This window comes from Pseudomonas putida (genome assembly GCF_003228315.1).
Lineage (GTDB): Bacteria > Pseudomonadota > Gammaproteobacteria > Pseudomonadales > Pseudomonadaceae > Aquipseudomonas > Aquipseudomonas putida_S.
In genome coordinates, this window is record NZ_CP029693.1 from 1842332 (window position 1) to 1858284 (window position 15953).

At 62.8% G+C, this 15953-nt stretch carries 11 protein-coding genes; 6 read left to right on the forward strand and 5 right to left on the reverse strand.

Annotated features, from left to right (window positions below; genetic code table 11):
- Window positions 1-3 precede the first annotated feature (3 nt).
- The 5 genes from DKY63_RS08365 to DKY63_RS08385 all read left to right on the forward strand — a co-directional run bounded on the left by DKY63_RS08365 (window position 4) and on the right by DKY63_RS08385 (window position 7755).
- Window positions 4-1539 carry a TolC family protein gene (locus tag DKY63_RS08365; RefSeq protein ID WP_110963681.1) on the forward strand — a complete coding sequence of 512 codons (1536 nt, stop codon included), beginning with the start codon at window positions 4-6 and terminating at the stop codon, window positions 1537-1539.
- Window positions 1520-2284, forward strand: a complete 765-nt coding sequence (locus DKY63_RS08370; RefSeq protein WP_110963682.1) for an efflux RND transporter periplasmic adaptor subunit — start codon at window positions 1520-1522, stop codon at window positions 2282-2284. The genes DKY63_RS08365 and DKY63_RS08370 overlap by 20 nt, the downstream gene beginning before the upstream one ends.
- Window positions 2281-3627, forward strand: coding sequence for an efflux RND transporter periplasmic adaptor subunit (locus DKY63_RS08375; protein WP_204354313.1), 1347 nt, complete (start codon window positions 2281-2283; stop codon window positions 3625-3627). Before DKY63_RS08370 ends, DKY63_RS08375 begins: the two co-directional genes overlap by 4 nt.
- Window positions 3627-5723 (forward strand): HlyD family efflux transporter periplasmic adaptor subunit, encoded by a 2097-nt coding sequence (locus DKY63_RS08380; RefSeq protein ID WP_110963683.1) that lies wholly within the window; start codon window positions 3627-3629, stop codon window positions 5721-5723. Before DKY63_RS08375 ends, DKY63_RS08380 begins: the two co-directional genes overlap by 1 nt.
- A gap of 379 nt (window positions 5724-6102) precedes the next feature.
- Entirely contained in the window at window positions 6103-7755 is a 1653-nt protein-coding gene (locus tag DKY63_RS08385; protein WP_110963684.1) for an arylsulfatase, read from the forward strand.
- 43 nt (window positions 7756-7798) lie between these two features.
- Here DKY63_RS08385 and DKY63_RS08390 read toward each other — a convergent pair whose 3' ends face one another.
- From DKY63_RS08390 to speB, 5 genes are all read right to left on the reverse strand, one after another.
- Window positions 7799-8257 (reverse strand): GNAT family N-acetyltransferase, encoded by a 459-nt coding sequence (locus DKY63_RS08390; protein WP_110963685.1) that lies wholly within the window; start codon window positions 8255-8257, stop codon window positions 7799-7801.
- Window positions 8258-8896: 639 nt separating this feature from the next.
- Complete coding sequence (gene betA / locus DKY63_RS08400) at window positions 8897-10585, reverse strand: choline dehydrogenase (RefSeq protein WP_110963687.1); 1689 nt, start codon at window positions 10583-10585, stop codon at window positions 8897-8899.
- Between the two features lie 3 nt (window positions 10586-10588).
- Window positions 10589-12142: a purine-cytosine permease family protein gene (locus DKY63_RS08405; protein WP_110963688.1), complete on the reverse strand. Its 1554-nt coding sequence runs from the start codon at window positions 12140-12142 to the stop codon at window positions 10589-10591.
- 184 nt (window positions 12143-12326) lie between these two features.
- Entirely contained in the window at window positions 12327-13838 is a 1512-nt protein-coding gene (locus DKY63_RS08415) for an aldehyde dehydrogenase family protein (RefSeq protein ID WP_110963690.1), read from the reverse strand.
- Between the two features lie 28 nt (window positions 13839-13866).
- Window positions 13867-14871, reverse strand: coding sequence for an agmatinase (gene speB, locus DKY63_RS08420; protein ID WP_110963691.1), 1005 nt, complete (start codon window positions 14869-14871; stop codon window positions 13867-13869).
- A gap of 151 nt (window positions 14872-15022) precedes the next feature.
- Between speB and DKY63_RS08425 the strand changes: the two genes are divergently transcribed.
- Entirely contained in the window at window positions 15023-15946 is a 924-nt protein-coding gene (locus DKY63_RS08425) for a LysR family transcriptional regulator (protein WP_110963692.1), read from the forward strand.
- The last annotated feature ends 7 nt before the right edge of the window (window positions 15947-15953 follow it).

Here is a 15953-nt window from a genome sequence, read left to right on the forward strand (position 1 = left end):
AATATGCCAAGAACCGCAAACAGGCTGGTGAGTACCGCCCTCGTCTCGACGATGCTGCTCAGCGCCTGCTCTTCGCTGGATCCCAAGCCCTCCACCGAGGAGGAAAACCGTCAACGCATCCTTGCCGATCAGTCACGCATGTACTCCGGCCAGGAAGCCGTTACCGCGCCCATCAACTTTTACGAGGCGGCTGCGCGGGCGCTCAAGTACAACCTGGATTACCGTCTCAAGCTCATGGAGAGCGCGCTGGCCTCGGACCTGCGCGACGTGTCGAGCCACGAGATGCTGCCGCGTCTGGTGGCGTCGGCCGGGTATGCCGGGCGTAACAACGATTCCGGCGGCACCTCCATCGGCATCGAGGACCGGCAAGTCAGCTTGCGTGCGTCGACCTCGGAAGAGCGCTATCGCGAACTCTACGGCTTGGGCCTGAGCTGGAGCCTGCTGGATTTCGGCGTGGCCTATTACCGCACCCAGCAGAAATCCGACCAGATCCTGATGGCCGAGGAACGCCGGCGCAAAGTTGCGCAGAACGTCCTGCAGGACGTGCGCAACGCTTACTGGCGAGCCCTCGGTGCCCAGCGCCTGATGCCGGAAGTCGACAAGTTGCTGGCGCGCACCCAGACCGCCCTGACTTCGGCCCGCGACGCGGAAACCCGGGGCCTGTTGCCGCGCCAGGAAATCCTCGCTTATCAACGCGCCCTGCTCGACTCAATCTACCTGCTGACCGTGCGCCGCCAGGACCTGGAATTTGCCCAGGCGGAACTGGCGGCACTGATGTCGTTGCCACCGGGCGCGAAAATGGTCCTGGCCGACACCGCCGAGCCACCGTTGCCGGAACTGCACCAGAACATCGCGCAGCTTGAACAGCTGTCCATGGAAAACCGTCCAGAGATCATGGAAGAGTGGTACCGCAAGCGCGTCAACCAGAAGGACCTGGACATCGCCAAGGCACAGTTGTGGCCCAACGTCAGCTTTGACTATGGCTATCGCTACGACTCCAACAAGTTCCTCTACAACAACGACTGGAACGCCACCGGCCTGCAAGTCTCGATGAACCTGCTGCGCCTGTTGCAACTGCCTTCGCTCAATGCGGCGGAAAAATCCCAGAGTGAAACCGACGACACCCGCCGCGTGGCGCTGTCGATGGCGATCCTGACCCAGGTACGGGTCGGCACCCTGCGCTATCAACTGGCGCGCCAGGAGGTGGAGTTCACCGAAGAAAGCCTGCGGGTCGATCGCAGCCTGCTCGATTACGCCCAGGCGGCCAAGACCGGCGCTCTCGGTTCCGAGCTGGAAGTGATCCGCGCCGAGGGTCGTTACCTGCTCTCACGTTACCAACGCGAGGCGGCGTTCTCCAGCGCCCAGGCGGCCTGGGGCCGGTTGTACAACTCGGTGGGGCTGGACGTGCTGCCCAACGAAATCGACAAACACGACATCAAGACCCTGGCCCGGGAAATCCAGAACACTCTGAACAAACAGGAGCAGCAACGCCTGCTCGTCACCCAGCAAGGAATGCCGAATGCGCCGACTCGCCCGTGATTCGCGATGGTTTTTGCTCATGCTCAGTGCTGCCGCCTTCGGCGCCCAGGCCGAAGACCCGGCGACGCAAACCGCTTCGACGATTCGCGTGCTGCTCGCCGCCGAACTGGAGACCACCCTGTCCAGCCAGATGAACGGCACGCTCGGCGAGCTCAAGGCAACCTTTGGCGAACACGTGGCCAAGTCTGAACTGCTGGCGCGCTTCAACTGCAACGAAGCCGAAGCCCGCAGCAAGGTCGCCGTGGCCGAACTGGCCATGGCCAAGCAGAACCTCGACGCGAAAAAGCAGCTGCGCCAGCTCAATGCCGTGGGTGATATCGAAGTGTCGATGGCCAACACCGAAGTGCAAAAAGCCGAAGGCGCCCGCGCCATGGGCGTCGCCCAGAGCGGCTACTGCCAGGTGCTGGCACCGTTTTCCGGGACCGTGGCCAAGGTCTACGTCAAGCCGTACCAGACCGTCAGTGCCGGTACGCCGCTGTTCGATCTGGTCAGCGACGGGGCGTTGAAGGTGCGCCTGAACGTGCCCTCGAACATGCTCAAGACCCTGAAGAAGGGCATGCCGTTGCAGGTGAGCATCTATGAGACCGGAAAAACCTACGCGGCCCATGTCTCGGTGGTCAATTCGCGGGTCGATGCGGTGGCGCAAACCGTCGAACTGGAAGCCCGGCTCGACGAGAAGTTTCCTGACCTGATGGCGGGCATGAGCGGCACGGCGAGGTTCGATCAGGAAACGGCTCAACCATGACCATGAACGAGCCCCTGCCTCACCCCCACCTGCTGCTGGAACTGGATGCCCTGCGTGACAAGGCCATTGCCGCCGACACGCTGAACGCCCTGGCCTTCAGCATGGCCAACGATCTGTATCCGCTGCTGCCGTTTCATCAGGCGCTGGTGTTTGCCCAACGGGACAATGCGCTGGAGCTGCTGTGTGTCTCCGGCCTGTCGCGCCCCAGCGAAGACTCGCCGTATCTGGTATGGCTGCGTCGCGCCAGCCGCTGGGTCGCCTCTCAGGTGCCCGACGGCGAGCCCGTGTGGTTGTCCCAGGACAGCAGCACGCCACCGACCGACATCGCCGAAGGCTGGAGCGAATGGTGGCCGTCGGGTCTGTGGTGCGTGCCGATACAGGATCGCAACGGGCATCGCCTGGGCCTGCTGTTGTTGCTGCTCGAACAGGAACCACCCGCCCTGCTGCGCCAGGTCCTGGCCGGCCCGATCAACACCTGGGCCTACTGCTGGACCGCACTCACCAAACGTCGGCGTTTCGGCCGCTGGTGGCCCAACCGCAAACAGACCTTGATCGGCCTGCTGGTGCTCGGCGCCTTGTTGCTGTTGCCCGTGCGGCAAACGGCCCTGGCGCCCACCGAGATTGTCTCCCGTCAGGCACAGATCATCAGCTCGCCCATCGACGGGGTGATCGAACACATTCAGGTCCGCCCCAATCAACCGGTAGAGGCCGGTACCCCGTTGTTTTCCCTCGACGAAACCACCCTGCGCAGCCGCGCCGAAGTGCTGGGCAAGGAAGTGGCGGTGGCCGATGCCGAATTGCAGGCGGCCAGCCAGCGGGCGTTCGACAACCCGCAGAGCAAGGGCGAACTGACCCTGCTTGAAGGCCGTGCGCAACAGCGTCGGGCCGAGCTGGCGGCGGTGCAGGCACAACTCAAGCGCACCCAGGTGCTGTCACCGCGAGCCGGTGTCGCGGTGTTCAGCGACCCCAACGACTGGCTGGGCAAACCGGTGGTGACAGGTGAACGGATCATGCAAGTGGCCGACCCGAGCCAGCCGGCGATGTTGATTCAGCTCGCGGTCGCGGACGCCATCGCGCTGGAGCCCGGTGCCGAGGTCACGCTGTTTCTCACCGCCTACCCGCTGACTCCTTTGAAGGGCCAGATCCTCGAAACCAGTTATCAGGCGCGCCCCAGTGATGAAGGTGTGGTCGCCTATCGGCTGCTGGCGAGCATCGACGGTACACCACAACACGCTCGCTTGGGCCTGCACGGCACCGCCAAGCTGTATGGCGGCCGGGTCATGCTCGGTTATTACCTGCTGCGCCGGCCGCTGGCGACCTTGCGCGCCTGGAGTGGCTGGTAATGCTCGATCCCGCCGACATTCCCCTGCCCCCGCTGCGCGAGGATTTGCGTCTGAGCGAAGCCGCCCACGGCAGCAGCGGCGAGCCGGCGTGGGTGATTCAGGACACGGTGATCAACCGTTTCTACCGCATCGGCTGGCTGGAGTTCGAATGCCTGTTGCGCTGGGGCCAGTCACCCCGCCAGATCAGCGAGCAGATCGCCGAAGGCACCGCGCTCAAGCCCGACGTGGAGCAGATCCTCGATTTTCGCCAGTTCCTTGAACAGCACCAGTTGCTGCGCGCCGGGCCCGCGGCTTTGGCGCGCTTGCAGGCCAAGGATGAGGAAGGCAGCTGGTTGAGCTGGCGCTGGTGGCTGCACCACTATCTGTTCTTCCGCATTCCGCTGCTGCGCCCCCAGCAACCGTTGCAGCATCTGGCGCACGCCTTGCGCTGGCTGTTCCATCCGCTGACGGCTTTTTTGGTGGTGAGCCTGAGCGTGCTGGGGGTGATTCTGGTCCTGCAGCAGTGGGACAGTTTCACCAGCGCGGTGGTCGAGTCTTTCTCCACCGAAGGCCTGTTCAGTTTCGCCCTGGCGCTGATCGTCGCCAAAACCCTGCATGAACTGGGGCACGCGCTGGTGGCGACGCGGTTGGGGTTGCGCGTCGGGCACATGGGCATCGCCTTCGTGGTGCTGTGGCCGATGCTCTACACCGACACTGGCGAGAGCTGGAAGCTCAACCGCTCACGCCAGCGACTGGCGATCGCTTCGGCCGGGATCGTCACCGAACTGTCCCTGGCCGGGCTCTCGACCCTGGGTTGGGCGCTGTGTGATCCGGGTGCCCTGCGCAATGCCCTGCTGTACCTGGCGACCACCAGCTGGCTGTTGTCCCTGGCGCTGAACGCCAGCCCGTTCATGCGCTTCGACGGGTACTTCATCCTCTCCGACCTGCTGGACTTCCCCAACCTGCACGAACGCGCCTCGGCACTGGCCCGGGTCACCCTGCGGCGCAACCTGCTGGGCTTGCAGGAAGACTGGCCGGAGGTGTTCCCCACCGGCCAGCGCCGGCTGCTGGTGACTTTCGCCATCATCACCTGGCTCTACCGGTTGGTGCTGTTTCTGGGGATCGCCCTGGCGGTCTACCTGTTCTTCTTCAAATTGCTCGGGATCATTCTGTTCATGGTTGAACTGTCCTGGTTTATCGCCATGCCGGTGGTGCGCGAATTGAACCACTGGTGGAGCCATCGCGCGGGCATTCCACGCCTGCGCAAGGTGCTGTTCTATTCGGTACTGGGCCTGATCCTGATTGGCCTCGCCCTGCCCTGGCGGACCCAGATCGATGCGGTCGGCGTGGCCCGTGCCGAACACCAGTTGCGGGTCTACGCGCCCTACCCGGCGCGGCTGCAATCGATCCACGGCGAGGGTCCGGTCAAGGCTGGCGAAGTGCTTGTGGTGCTCGACGAGCCGGACATCGCCTCGCGCATACAGAGCAGCGAAGCCAATGCCCGCAGCTATGAAGCGCGCTTGTCCGGGCTGCTCGCCGATCCCGGCGGCCTGGCTGAAGACGCCGTCACCCGCCAGCGCCTTAATGTGCAATTCGAGGAAGCCCGGGCCGCCCGCTCGGAAATCGCCCGGCTCAACCTGCAAACCCCGTTCGCCGGTCTGTGGCTGGACGTCAATCCGGACTGGAAAACCGGCCAGTGGATCGGCCGCCAGGAATCCCTGGGGATCCTGATCGATCCGCGCAGCTGGCAGGTCGACGCCTACGTCGCCCAGGACCAGGTGCATCGCCTGCTCACCGGTGGTCGCGTGCGCTTCTACCCCGATGGCCAGACCACGCCATTGAGCGGCAAGGTCCTGACGATCGGCAGCACCCGTGCCGGTCAACTGTCCCATCGCATGCTGTCCTCGCGCTTTGGCGGCCCGGTGCCGACCACGCCGCAAGAGCATGAGCTGGTGCCAAGCGCGGCGCTGTTCCAGGTGCTGATCCAGCTGGACGAGCCGCTGCCGAGCCTGCGCGAAACCCGTGGTCATCTGAAAATCGAGGGTGAGCGACGCAGTGTGCTGGGTGATGTGGCGACCCACTTTCTGGCGGTGTTGATGCGTGAAAGCGGGTTCTGAAAATTGCCTGTAAAACCAGACAACCCTGTAGGAGCGAGCATGCTCGCGATAGTGGTGGCGCATTCGACATTGATGCCGACTGACAAACCGCTATCGCGAGCATGCTCGCTCCTACAGTAGGTGTTTAGGTCCACAGTCCCTCAAAAACTGTCAGAAAATCGACGAACGTTGCCAATTACGCGGCGTACGGCAGCGCACCGCGCAGGTTGTGGAACTAATCTTCCACGACCGCCTTGAATAGCGAGCGGAATGTCCATCCTGCCGTTAGAAACCTTCCCCGAACTATCCAGACGCATGCTTGGGTGATCACGCACCAGGATCCTTATTGTTTTGCCTCCCGATGAGTGGTCTGGCAGCAAATATCAAGAGGAAACCGGGTATGAACAGGCACTCGCACCGCATCAGGTTTTACGTTGCGTGCTCATTGATCTTGGCACTCAACGGCATCGCGCAGGCAGCACAGACAGAAAAACCCAACATCCTTTTCATCGTCTCCGACGACACCGGCTACGGTGACCTGGGGCCTTACGGCGGCGGTGTCGGTCGCGGCATGCCAACACCGCGCATCGACGAACTCGCCGCACAAGGCACCACCTTTTTCTCCTTCTACGCACAACCCAGTTGCACCCCGGGCCGGGCCGCGATGCAAACCGGGCGCATCCCCAACCGCAGCGGCATGACCACGGTGGCGTTCCAGGGTCAGGGCGGCGGCTTGCCGGCGGCTGAATGGACGCTGGCCTCGGTTCTGAAGACCGGGGGTTACGACACTTACTTCACCGGCAAATGGCACCTGGGAGAAGCCGATTACGCCCTGCCCAACGCCCAGGGCTATGACGTGATGAAGTACGTCGGCCTGTATCACCTCAACGCCTACACCTACGCCGACCCGACCTGGTTCCCGGACATGGATGACGAGACCCGCGCCATGTTCGCCAAGGTGACCCAGGGCGCACTGTCGGCCAAGGCGGGAGAGAAAGCCGTCGAAGAGTTCAAGATCAACGGCCAGTACGTCGACACCCCTGTCGTGGATGGCAAGCCCGGTGTGGTGGGCATTCCGTTCTTCGACAACTACGTGGAAAAGGCGGCGCTGGAGTTTCTCGACACCGCCGCGAAATCGAACAAGCCGTTCTTTATCAACGTCAACTTCATGAAGGTGCACCAACCCAACCTGCCGGCGCCGGAGTTCGTCCACAAATCGATCTCCAAGACCAAGTACGCCGACTCCATCGTCGAGCTCGATACCCACATCGGGCGCATCATGGACAAGCTCAAAGCACTGGGTCTGGATAAGAACACCCTGGTGGTCTACACCACCGACAACGGTGCGTGGCAGGACGTTTACCCCGACGCCGGCTACACGCCGTTCCGTGGCACCAAGGGCACGGTGCGTGAAGGTGGCAACCGGGTGCCGGCGATCATGGTCTGGCCCGGCAAGATCAAGGCCGATCAAAAAAACCACGACATCCTCGGCGGCCTGGACCTGATGGCGACGTTCGCGTCCGTGGCCGGGATCAAACTTCCAGACAAGGATCGCGAAGGCAAACCCATCATCTTCGACAGCTACGACATGACCCCGGTGCTGCTCGGCACCGGCCCTGACCCTCGCAAGGAATGGTTCTACTTCACCGAGAACGAGCTGACCCCCGGTGCCGCTCGCGTTGGCAACTACAAGGCGGTGTTCAACTTGAGGGGTGATAACGGCGCCGTGACCGGTGGCCTGGCCGTAGACACCAACCTGGGCTGGAAAGGTGCTGAAAAATACGTGGCGACGGTACCGCAGGTTTTCGACCTGTATCAGGACCCTCAGGAGCGCTATGACATTTTCATGAGCAACGTCACCGAGCGCACCTGGACCATGGTTCCCATCAGCGCAGCGATTAACAAGCTGATGAAAACCTACATTCAGTACCCTCCGCGCAAACTGCAAAGCATGGGTTACGACGGCCCGATCGAAATTTCCAAGTACCAGAAATTCCAATCGGTTCGTGAAGACCTGGAGAAAGAAGGCGTCACCATTCCGATGCCCAACTAGGACGACGGTGGCAGCCTCGTCGAGGCTGCCACTTCATCGAAAGTCAGTCCTTTTTCAAATCCAGGCAATAGGTGTAGTAACCCGTATCACGCACCCAGCCGAGGGATTCATACAGGTGCTGCGCGCTGTGGTTGTCGGTGGCGGTTTCCAGGGTCATGCCCTTGGCGCCCATCAACCGCGCGAAGTCACGGGCGGTGTTCAGCAGCAGCGTCCCTACCCCTTTGCCTCGAGCGGATGGCGTGGTGAACAGATCACCGAGCAGCCAGGTGCGATGCGCATCGATGGAGGAAAAGGTCGGGAACATCTGCACAAAACCCAGCGCCTCGCCGCTGTCATCCACGGCATGGAAAATCACCGACTCGTCACGGGCGATGCGCTCGGCAATAAAGGCGCGGGATTGCGGCAGGTTGGGCGGTTGGCCGTAGAAACCGCGATAGGCGTCGAACAGGAGGGCGACGGTGTCGAGGTGGGAAGCGTCGGCGCGCAGGGCCTGGATGGGCATGGGGGTGTTCCATTGGGGACTCAGGGACTTACAGCCTAGCAATGGGCACAACATTTTTCCCGACACTGATCACCTGTAGGAGCGAGCCTGCTCGCGATGGCTTTGCGTCAGGCAACCTGGCATTTGTTGACTGAGTACATATCCATTGCTGCGGTAACGGCCGCTTAGGGTTCCGCCCTGACGGCGGGTTACTTGGAAAAGCGCCAAGTAACCAAGCGCTTTTATCCCCTGACGTACGGTGCCTCGCCTAGGCTCGGCATTCCCTCGCTCCGGTATTCATCCGGGGGCATCGCCTCCGGTTTGCTGCGCTGCACCTCCTCTCGATGTGTGCGGCTTCGCCGCACGGCGCTGCGCGCCCTCCCCCCGGATGAACACCTCCACTCGGCCTTCCGACGGGGCAGATCAAGATCAAAAGCCAAAGCAAAAGCAGATCGCGGTCCCCTGTAGGAGCGAGCCTGCTCGCGATGGACGACGGGACACCGCGGGGTTTCAGGAAGCCAGCGTTATCGTTGACGACCATCGCGAGCAGGCTCGCTCCTACAGGGGATCAGGTACATCCGCGAAATCACGGTTGGCTTGCAGGCCGCCTTCGCGGGCAAGCCCGCTCCCACAGGGAATCGGGCTGTCCGCGAAATCAAATCAGACCCGTACGTTGCGCCCCGGCAACGACGAGCGCTGGCTGTTCTCCCAATCCTCCACCAGCCCCACCGGCACATTCGCCGCCGGCAGCATTTTCTTTCCGCGCACCAGGTCCGACGCCCGTTCCGCGAGCATGATGGTCGGGGCGTTGAGGTTGCCGTTCGGTTCGGTCGGGAATACCGAGGAGTCGATCACTCGCAGCCCGGCGATGCCATGCACCCGCAGTTCGGAGTCCACCACGGCCATGTCGTCTTCGCCCATGCGGCACGAACCGCAAGGGTGGTAGGTGCTTTCGAGGTTTTGCCGCACGAAGGCGTCGATCTGTTCATCGGTCTGCACCAGCGGGCCGGGGGCGATTTCGCCGTCGCGGAAGCGGTCCATGGCTTTCTGGCCGATGATTTCGCGGGTCAGGCGGATGCAGCGGCGAAAGCCTTCGCGGTCTTCTTCGCGTTGCAGGTAGTTGAAGCGGATTTCCGGATGCTCGTAGGGGTCGGCGGAACGCACCCGCACGTAACCGCGGCTTTTCGGTTTGTTGGGACCGGTGAGCACCATGAAGCCGTGGCCCTTGATCGGCTTGTTGCCGTCGTAGCGCATGGCCGCCGGCAGGAAGTGGAACTGAATGTCCGGCCAGCGCAGGCCCTTGTCGGAGCGGATGAAACCACCGGCCTCGAAGTGGTTGGTGGCGCCCAGCCCGTCCTTGAACAGCAGCCAGCGCAAGCCGATCATCAACTTGCTCAGCGGGTCCATTTTGCTGTTGAGGGTCACCGGTTCCTTGCAGCCGAACTGGATGTACACCTCGGCATGGTCCTGCAGGTTCTCCCCTACCCCCGGCAGGTCGTGGCGCACCTCGACCCCGGCCTTGCGCAGCACCTCCGCCGGGCCGATGCCGGAACGTTGCAGCAGGTGCGGCGAACCGATCGGGCCGGACGAAATCAGCACTTCGCGGTTGCAGAACACCTGGTGGGTCTGGCCATCGTGGTCGTACATCACGCCGACCGCGCGCTTGCCGTCGAGGATGATCTGCCGGGTCATGGCGTGGGTGATCACCGTCAGGTTCGGACGGCCCATGGCCGGACGCAGGTAGGCGTTGGCGGTGGAACAGCGCACGCCGTTTTTCACGGTCATGTGCATCGCGCCGAAACCTTCCTGCATGAAGCCGTTGCAATCATCGGTCTTGATGTAGCCCGCTTCCGCGCCGGCTTCGACCCAGGCGCCGTACAGCGGGTTTTTCATGTGGTTGCCGTTAGTGGTGTGCAGCGGCCCTGTCTGCCCGCGATAGCTGTCGCCACCGTCCTCGTAACTCTCGGCGCGCTTGAAGTACGGCAGGCAGTTTTTGTAGCCCCAGCCCTGGGCGCCGAGGGTTTCCCACTCGTCGAAGTCATAGGCGTGACCACGGATATACACCAGGCCGTTGATCGATGAAGAACCACCGAGCACCTTGCCCCGTGGGCAGTGAATGCGCCGGCCGTCGAGGAACGGCTCCGGCTCGGTTTCGTAGCGCCAGTTGTACTTCTTGGTGTTCATCGGGATCGAGAACGCGCTGGGCATCTGGATCACTACGCTCTTGTCGCTGCCGCCGAATTCCAGCACCAGCACGGAAGTGGCCGGGTCTTCGCTCAGGCGGTTGGCCAACACACAACCTGCCGAGCCTGCGCCGATGATGATGTAGTCGTATTTTTGCGTCGTCATGATTTATCTCCGGAGCGCCGACTCTTTGAACACGTTGAGCGAGTCGCCGGTGGTGTATTGCGGACAGGTTTTTTCGATCTGCTGGATCACGGTTTCTTCAGCCTTGAGGTCGATCGAGCGGCTCAGCCAGTAGTAGGCCAGGCCTGACACGATCAGCCCCACCAGCCAGGCGATGTCGATGCTGCCCAGGGCCTTGGCCAGTGGGCCGACGTACACCTCGCGCTGCTCGACGCCATCGAAGATGTAGAAGAACGGGATCATCGAGACGAAGCCGATGGCGTACGCGAGGATGCCGCGCAGGCCCCAGCTGCCGTAGATGTTGCCGTGGGGCATGAAGAAGTGCGGGATGGCGTAGCGGCCCTTGCGCACGAAGAAGTAGTCGGTGAGGTTGACCGAGGTCCAGGGCACCAGGAAGTACAGCATCACCACCAGGTAGATCCCCAGCACTGACAGACCTTTGCCGGAACTCTGGATGCTCATGGCCACGCCCAGCTGCAGCAGGATCACGAACAGGATCGCCAGGATCCGCGCCTTGCGGGTCGGTTCGATGTGCTTGATGGAATCGACGCAGGTAAGGGTCGTCAACTTGGCGCTGTAGATGTTCATCGCGATCACCGGCAGGAACGCCAGGATGGTGATGACCACCACCGCCGTGCCCATCAGCGGCGACACGGTGTTGCCGACCTGCCCGAGGGCTACCAGCACATCGGTGGAATGCAGGTGATCGGCCAGCCAGCCGCCCACCGAAATCATCCACGCACCGGACAACGACGCCCCGAGGAACACCACCGCAATCAGCTTGCCGCTGGAGGTGTTCTTGGGCAGGTAGCGGGAGTAATCGGACACATAGGGTGCGTAGGCGATGTTGTAGCTGGCGGCGGCGGCGAACTGAGCGATGAAACCGGTCCAGTTGAAGCCCAGCGGCGCCGGGGCCACTTCGCCTGCGGCCAGCGGTGGGAGCACCGCATCCGGCACCCAGCCCATCAACACGGCCAGGGTCACCAGGCCGTACAGCGGCAGCGACAGGTACAACGCCCATTTGAAGCTGCGGTGCATCCAGTCATGGCCGAGGATCGCCAGCACCGTCGCCGGCACCGTCACTGCGATGGCGATCACGGCAGGGTCGAAGCCGAACAGCGTGTGCAGGCCCTGCATCATCAGCACCAGGTTGACGATGTTGAAACCGGCAAAGACGAACAGCGTCGCCAGCAGCACCAGGATCACCCCGCGATAGCCGAACTGCGCGCGGGACTGGATCATCTGCGGCAGGCCCAGGTGCGGTCCTTGGGAACCATGGAATGCCATGAACAACGTGCCGAACATGATGCCCAGCGTACCGGCCAGGGTGGTCCAGAGCGCGGTCAGGCCGACGCTCGGGCCGACGAAGCCGATGGTCATGGTGAAGAAGGTGAAGTTGCCGAGGAACCAGAACGGGCCCTGGCTGGACAGTTTGTCGGTGCGCTCGCTCTCGGGGATGAAGTCGATGGAATGACTCTCGACCACGGATTTGTCGTCGAGGATGGATACGTTCGCAGCAGGCTTGGCGTCAATGTTCATGATGGACTCTTGTTATTGGAAGATCATGACGAGATAACCGCATTGTTTTGGCGCGTCCGTGCCGATACCCCTGTAGGAGCGAGCCTGCTCGCGATGGTCGCCAACGATGACGCTGGCAGCCTGACACCCCGCGGTGTACTTGGGTCCATCGCGAGCAGGCTCGCTCCTACAGGGGACGGGTGTGTCAGCCGGGCAAGGTGATCCACACCGCCTTGGTCTCGAGCAGGTAATCGAGCTGTTCCGCGCCCAGGTCCTTGCCGAAACCCGATTGTTTGTAGCCACCGAACGGCATCGACGGGTCGAGGGTGCCGTGGGCGTTGACGTAGACCGAGCCTGCCTTGAGCCGTGGAATCAGGCTATGCACCTTGCCCAGGTCGTTGGAGTACAGGGCCGCCGCCAGGCCGTAGGGCGAGTCATTGGCCAGGGCCAGCGCCTCTTCCTCATCGTCGAAGGGCGCGGTCACCAGCACCGGGCCGAAGATCTCTTCCTGGACGATGCGCATGTCATTGCGGCAATGGGCAAAAATCGTCGGTTCGACGAAGAAGCCCGGGCCATCCACCGGCTGGCCGCCGTAGACCAGTTCGGCGCCTTCGGCCTTGCCGGTTTCGATGTACTCGGTCACCCGTTGTTTCTGCAACGCCGACACCAGCGGGCCGATGAAGCAGTCCGGGTCCATGCCGGGCGCCATCTTCAACGTGCGGGTGTAGGCAATCAGTTCGCGCAGGAATTCGTCGTAGACGCTGCGATGTACATAGGCCCGCGTCCCGGCGTCGCACACCTGCCCCGAGTTGAAGAACACACCGTTGGCGACTGCTTGCGCAGCGGCGGGGATGTCCGCATCGGCCATCACGATTACCGGTGATTTTCCTCCCAGTTCCAGGGTTAGTCGCTTCATTTCGTCCAGTGCGGCGCGGCCCACGGTGCGGCCGACCGGGGTCGAACCGGTGAAGGTCAACTTGTCGATGCCGGGATGGGTGGCCATGGCCGCACCGACCACGCTGCCGCGCCCGGTGACGATGTTGATCACGCCGTCCGGGATGCCCGCCTCCTGTACCAGTTCGGCAAAGCGCAGGGCCGACAGCGAAGTCAATTCGGCGGGCTTGACCACCACGGTGCAACCGGTGGCCAGCGCCGCACCGAGCTTCCAGGCCATGGTTTGCAACGGGAAGTTCCAAGGCACGATGGCGCCGACCACGCCCACCGCTTCCTTGCGGGTGTAGGCCAGGTAATTGCCCGGCAGCGATGGCTCGACGGTGCGACCGTGGAGCTTGGTCGCCCAACCGGCGAAATAGCGCAGGGTGTCAATGGTGCCCTGGATGTCGACACCCTTGGCGAAGGTCACCGACTTGCCCATGTCGATGGATTCGATTTGCGCCAGTTCCTCAGCGTTGGCTTCGATCAGGTCGGCCAAGCGCTGGATCAGGCGTTCGCGTTCTGCCGGCTTGGCCTGGCTCCAGGCGCCGCCGTCGAACTGTGCACGGGCGGCTTGCACGGCACGGTCCAGATCCTCGGTGGTGCCCATGGGGATGCGGGTGATCAGGCCTTCGGTCGAGGGCTCGATGACGTCCGAAGTCTGGCCGTCGCTGGCCTCGACCCAGGCGCCACCGATGAACATTTTCTGCACCTTGCCAAGGAAGGTCTGGGTGGCTTCGGCGACACCGAATTTCTGCAAATACTGCTTAACGATCGCGTCCATTTTCAGGCTCCTCTGTATGGCGGTCGGGTCACGCCGTGGCCGTGGTGGTTTCGCTCTTCACAGCCCGCGCCTGGGCCCGTTCGTGGAAGATGAAGCCGATGCTGTTGAGCAGCAGTTGCGCGGCGAGGATCGAAGTCATGCCGGTCGGGTCGTACACCGGTGCAACCTCCACCAGGTCCATGCCGACGATGTTGCCCTGGCTGCGCTTGGCCAGTGCCTGGATGATTTCCAGCACTTCGTAGTAGAGGAAGCCGCCGTGGCTGGGGGTGCCGGTGCCGGGGGCGATGGACGGGTCGAAGCCGTCGATGTCAATGGTGATGTAGTAGTTGATGTTTTGCGGGATCAGTGCCAGCACGCCGTCGACACCCAGGCGACGCACATCGCGCACCGAGAGGATTTTCGAGCCGGCGGCGTGGGCGGCTTCGTAGTCATCGCGGTTGGAAGAGGACACGTTGCGGATGCCCATCTGGGTCATGCCGACGATGTGGTTCATTTCCGAGGCGCGGCGCAGCGGGTTGCCGTGGCCGTAGCGCACGCCATGGCGCTCGTCGACGAAATCCAGGTGGGCATCGAAGTGGATGATGTGGATCGGCCCGCGACCTTCGAAGGCCTTGATCACCGGGGCATGCACCGAGTGATCGCCGCCGAGCACCACCGGCATGACGCCGGCATCGAGGATCTTGCGCACGGCGTATTCGGTGTTTTCGTTGCTGGTTTGCATGTCGGTGTGGACGATGTCGGCATCCCCCACGTCGACCATCCGTACGTCGGCGGCGGTCAGGTACATGACGTCGTCTTCGTGGTCGTAGGCACCGGCATGGCCGAAGGAAAACAGCGTCGATGCCTCGCGAATGCCCCGTGGCCCGAAGCGTGCGCCGGAGCGCCATTGAGTGCCCATGTCGTTGGGCACGCCGAGCACTGCAACGTCCGCGTCCAGGGCATCCCAGTCGGTGCACACAGGGGATTTGCCGAAGGTGCAATGACCCACGAATGGCAGGTTCAGGCGACCGGATTCATAACCGTTGTTCGACATTTCAAGCCTCTCCACTTCTTGTTATCGGCTGGGCGGACTGCAAGGCGACCGCCGTTGGAGAGACTATGGGCGCAGCTTTTCGTGGAAAAAATGCTAAACATCAGATACTCATATCGGCATTACCGATGCATCCACAGGTGGGAGGTTCCAGGTGATTCAACTGCACGATGTCGACCTGAAGTTGCTTCGGGTGTTTGCCACGATTGTCCGCTGCGGCGGGTTTTCCGCCGCGCAGGCGGCGCTCAATGCCGGCCAGTCAACCATCAGTGAACAGATGACTCATCTGGAGACGCGCCTGGGGGTCAAGCTCTGCCAGCGCGGACGCAGCGGCTTTCGCCTGACCGAGCAAGGGGTGGCGATTCATGAAGCCACCCAGCGCCTGCTCTCGGCGGTGGAGACGTTCTGCATGGACGCCGACGTGCTCAAGCAGCACATCAGCGGCAAGCTCAATCTTGGGATTATCGACAGCACCATCACCGACCCCGACTCGCCGATCCCGCGTACCACCCAGCGCTTTGTCTCGCGGGGCCACGATGTGCACCTGAGCGTGTACGTCGGCGAACCCGCGGAACTGGAGGAGCGGGTGCTCGACGGGCGCCTGCACCTGGCCATCGGACACTTCCCGATCCACGTGCCGGGCCTTCAGCAGACGCCGCTGTATCAGGAAGCACTGGGGCTGTATTGCGGGCGCCGGCATCCGCTGTTCGGCAGCCAGGCCGAGGGCGATGAATTGCTCGAAGAGATCAGCACCAGCCGCATCGTCGTGCGCGGCTACATGCAGCAATACGACCTGGAACACCTGGGCGTCAGCAAGGCGGCGGCCACCGTGGACAACATCGAGGCGCTGGCGATTCTGATCATCTCTGGTGCCTACCTGGGCTTTCTGCCGGCGCACTTCGCCGCCCAGTGGATCAAGACCGGCGAAATGCACCAGCTGGCCCCGCACAGCCTGCAACTGATGTCGCCGTTCGATGTGATCACGCGCCGGGGCACGGCACCGCCACCGATTCTTCAGGCGTTTCTCGAAGACCTCGCGGCCTGCTCCCATAAACCGCCAGCGGCGCAAAAGCCCTGACGACGGC

What these genes read in the sequence shown, in the direction of transcription:
- DKY63_RS08365 (WP_110963681.1), top strand. Translation starts at nt 4, where the DNA reads ATGCCAAGAACCGCAAACAGGCTGGTGAGTACCGCCCTCGTCTCGACG.
- DKY63_RS08370 (WP_110963682.1), top strand. Translation starts at nt 1,520, where the DNA reads ATGCGCCGACTCGCCCGTGATTCGCGATGGTTTTTGCTCATGCTCAGT.
- DKY63_RS08375 (WP_204354313.1), top strand. Translation starts at nt 2,281, where the DNA reads ATGACCATGAACGAGCCCCTGCCTCACCCCCACCTGCTGCTGGAACTG.
- DKY63_RS08380 (WP_110963683.1), top strand. Translation starts at nt 3,627, where the DNA reads ATGCTCGATCCCGCCGACATTCCCCTGCCCCCGCTGCGCGAGGATTTG.
- DKY63_RS08385 (WP_110963684.1), top strand. Translation starts at nt 6,103, where the DNA reads ATGAACAGGCACTCGCACCGCATCAGGTTTTACGTTGCGTGCTCATTG.
- DKY63_RS08390 (WP_110963685.1), bottom strand. Translation starts at nt 8,257, where the DNA reads ATGCCCATCCAGGCCCTGCGCGCCGACGCTTCCCACCTCGACACCGTC.
- betA (WP_110963687.1), bottom strand. Translation starts at nt 10,585, where the DNA reads ATGACGACGCAAAAATACGACTACATCATCATCGGCGCAGGCTCGGCA.
- DKY63_RS08405 (WP_110963688.1), bottom strand. Translation starts at nt 12,142, where the DNA reads ATGAACATTGACGCCAAGCCTGCTGCGAACGTATCCATCCTCGACGAC.
- DKY63_RS08415 (WP_110963690.1), bottom strand. Translation starts at nt 13,838, where the DNA reads ATGGACGCGATCGTTAAGCAGTATTTGCAGAAATTCGGTGTCGCCGAA.
- speB (WP_110963691.1), bottom strand. Translation starts at nt 14,871, where the DNA reads ATGTCGAACAACGGTTATGAATCCGGTCGCCTGAACCTGCCATTCGTG.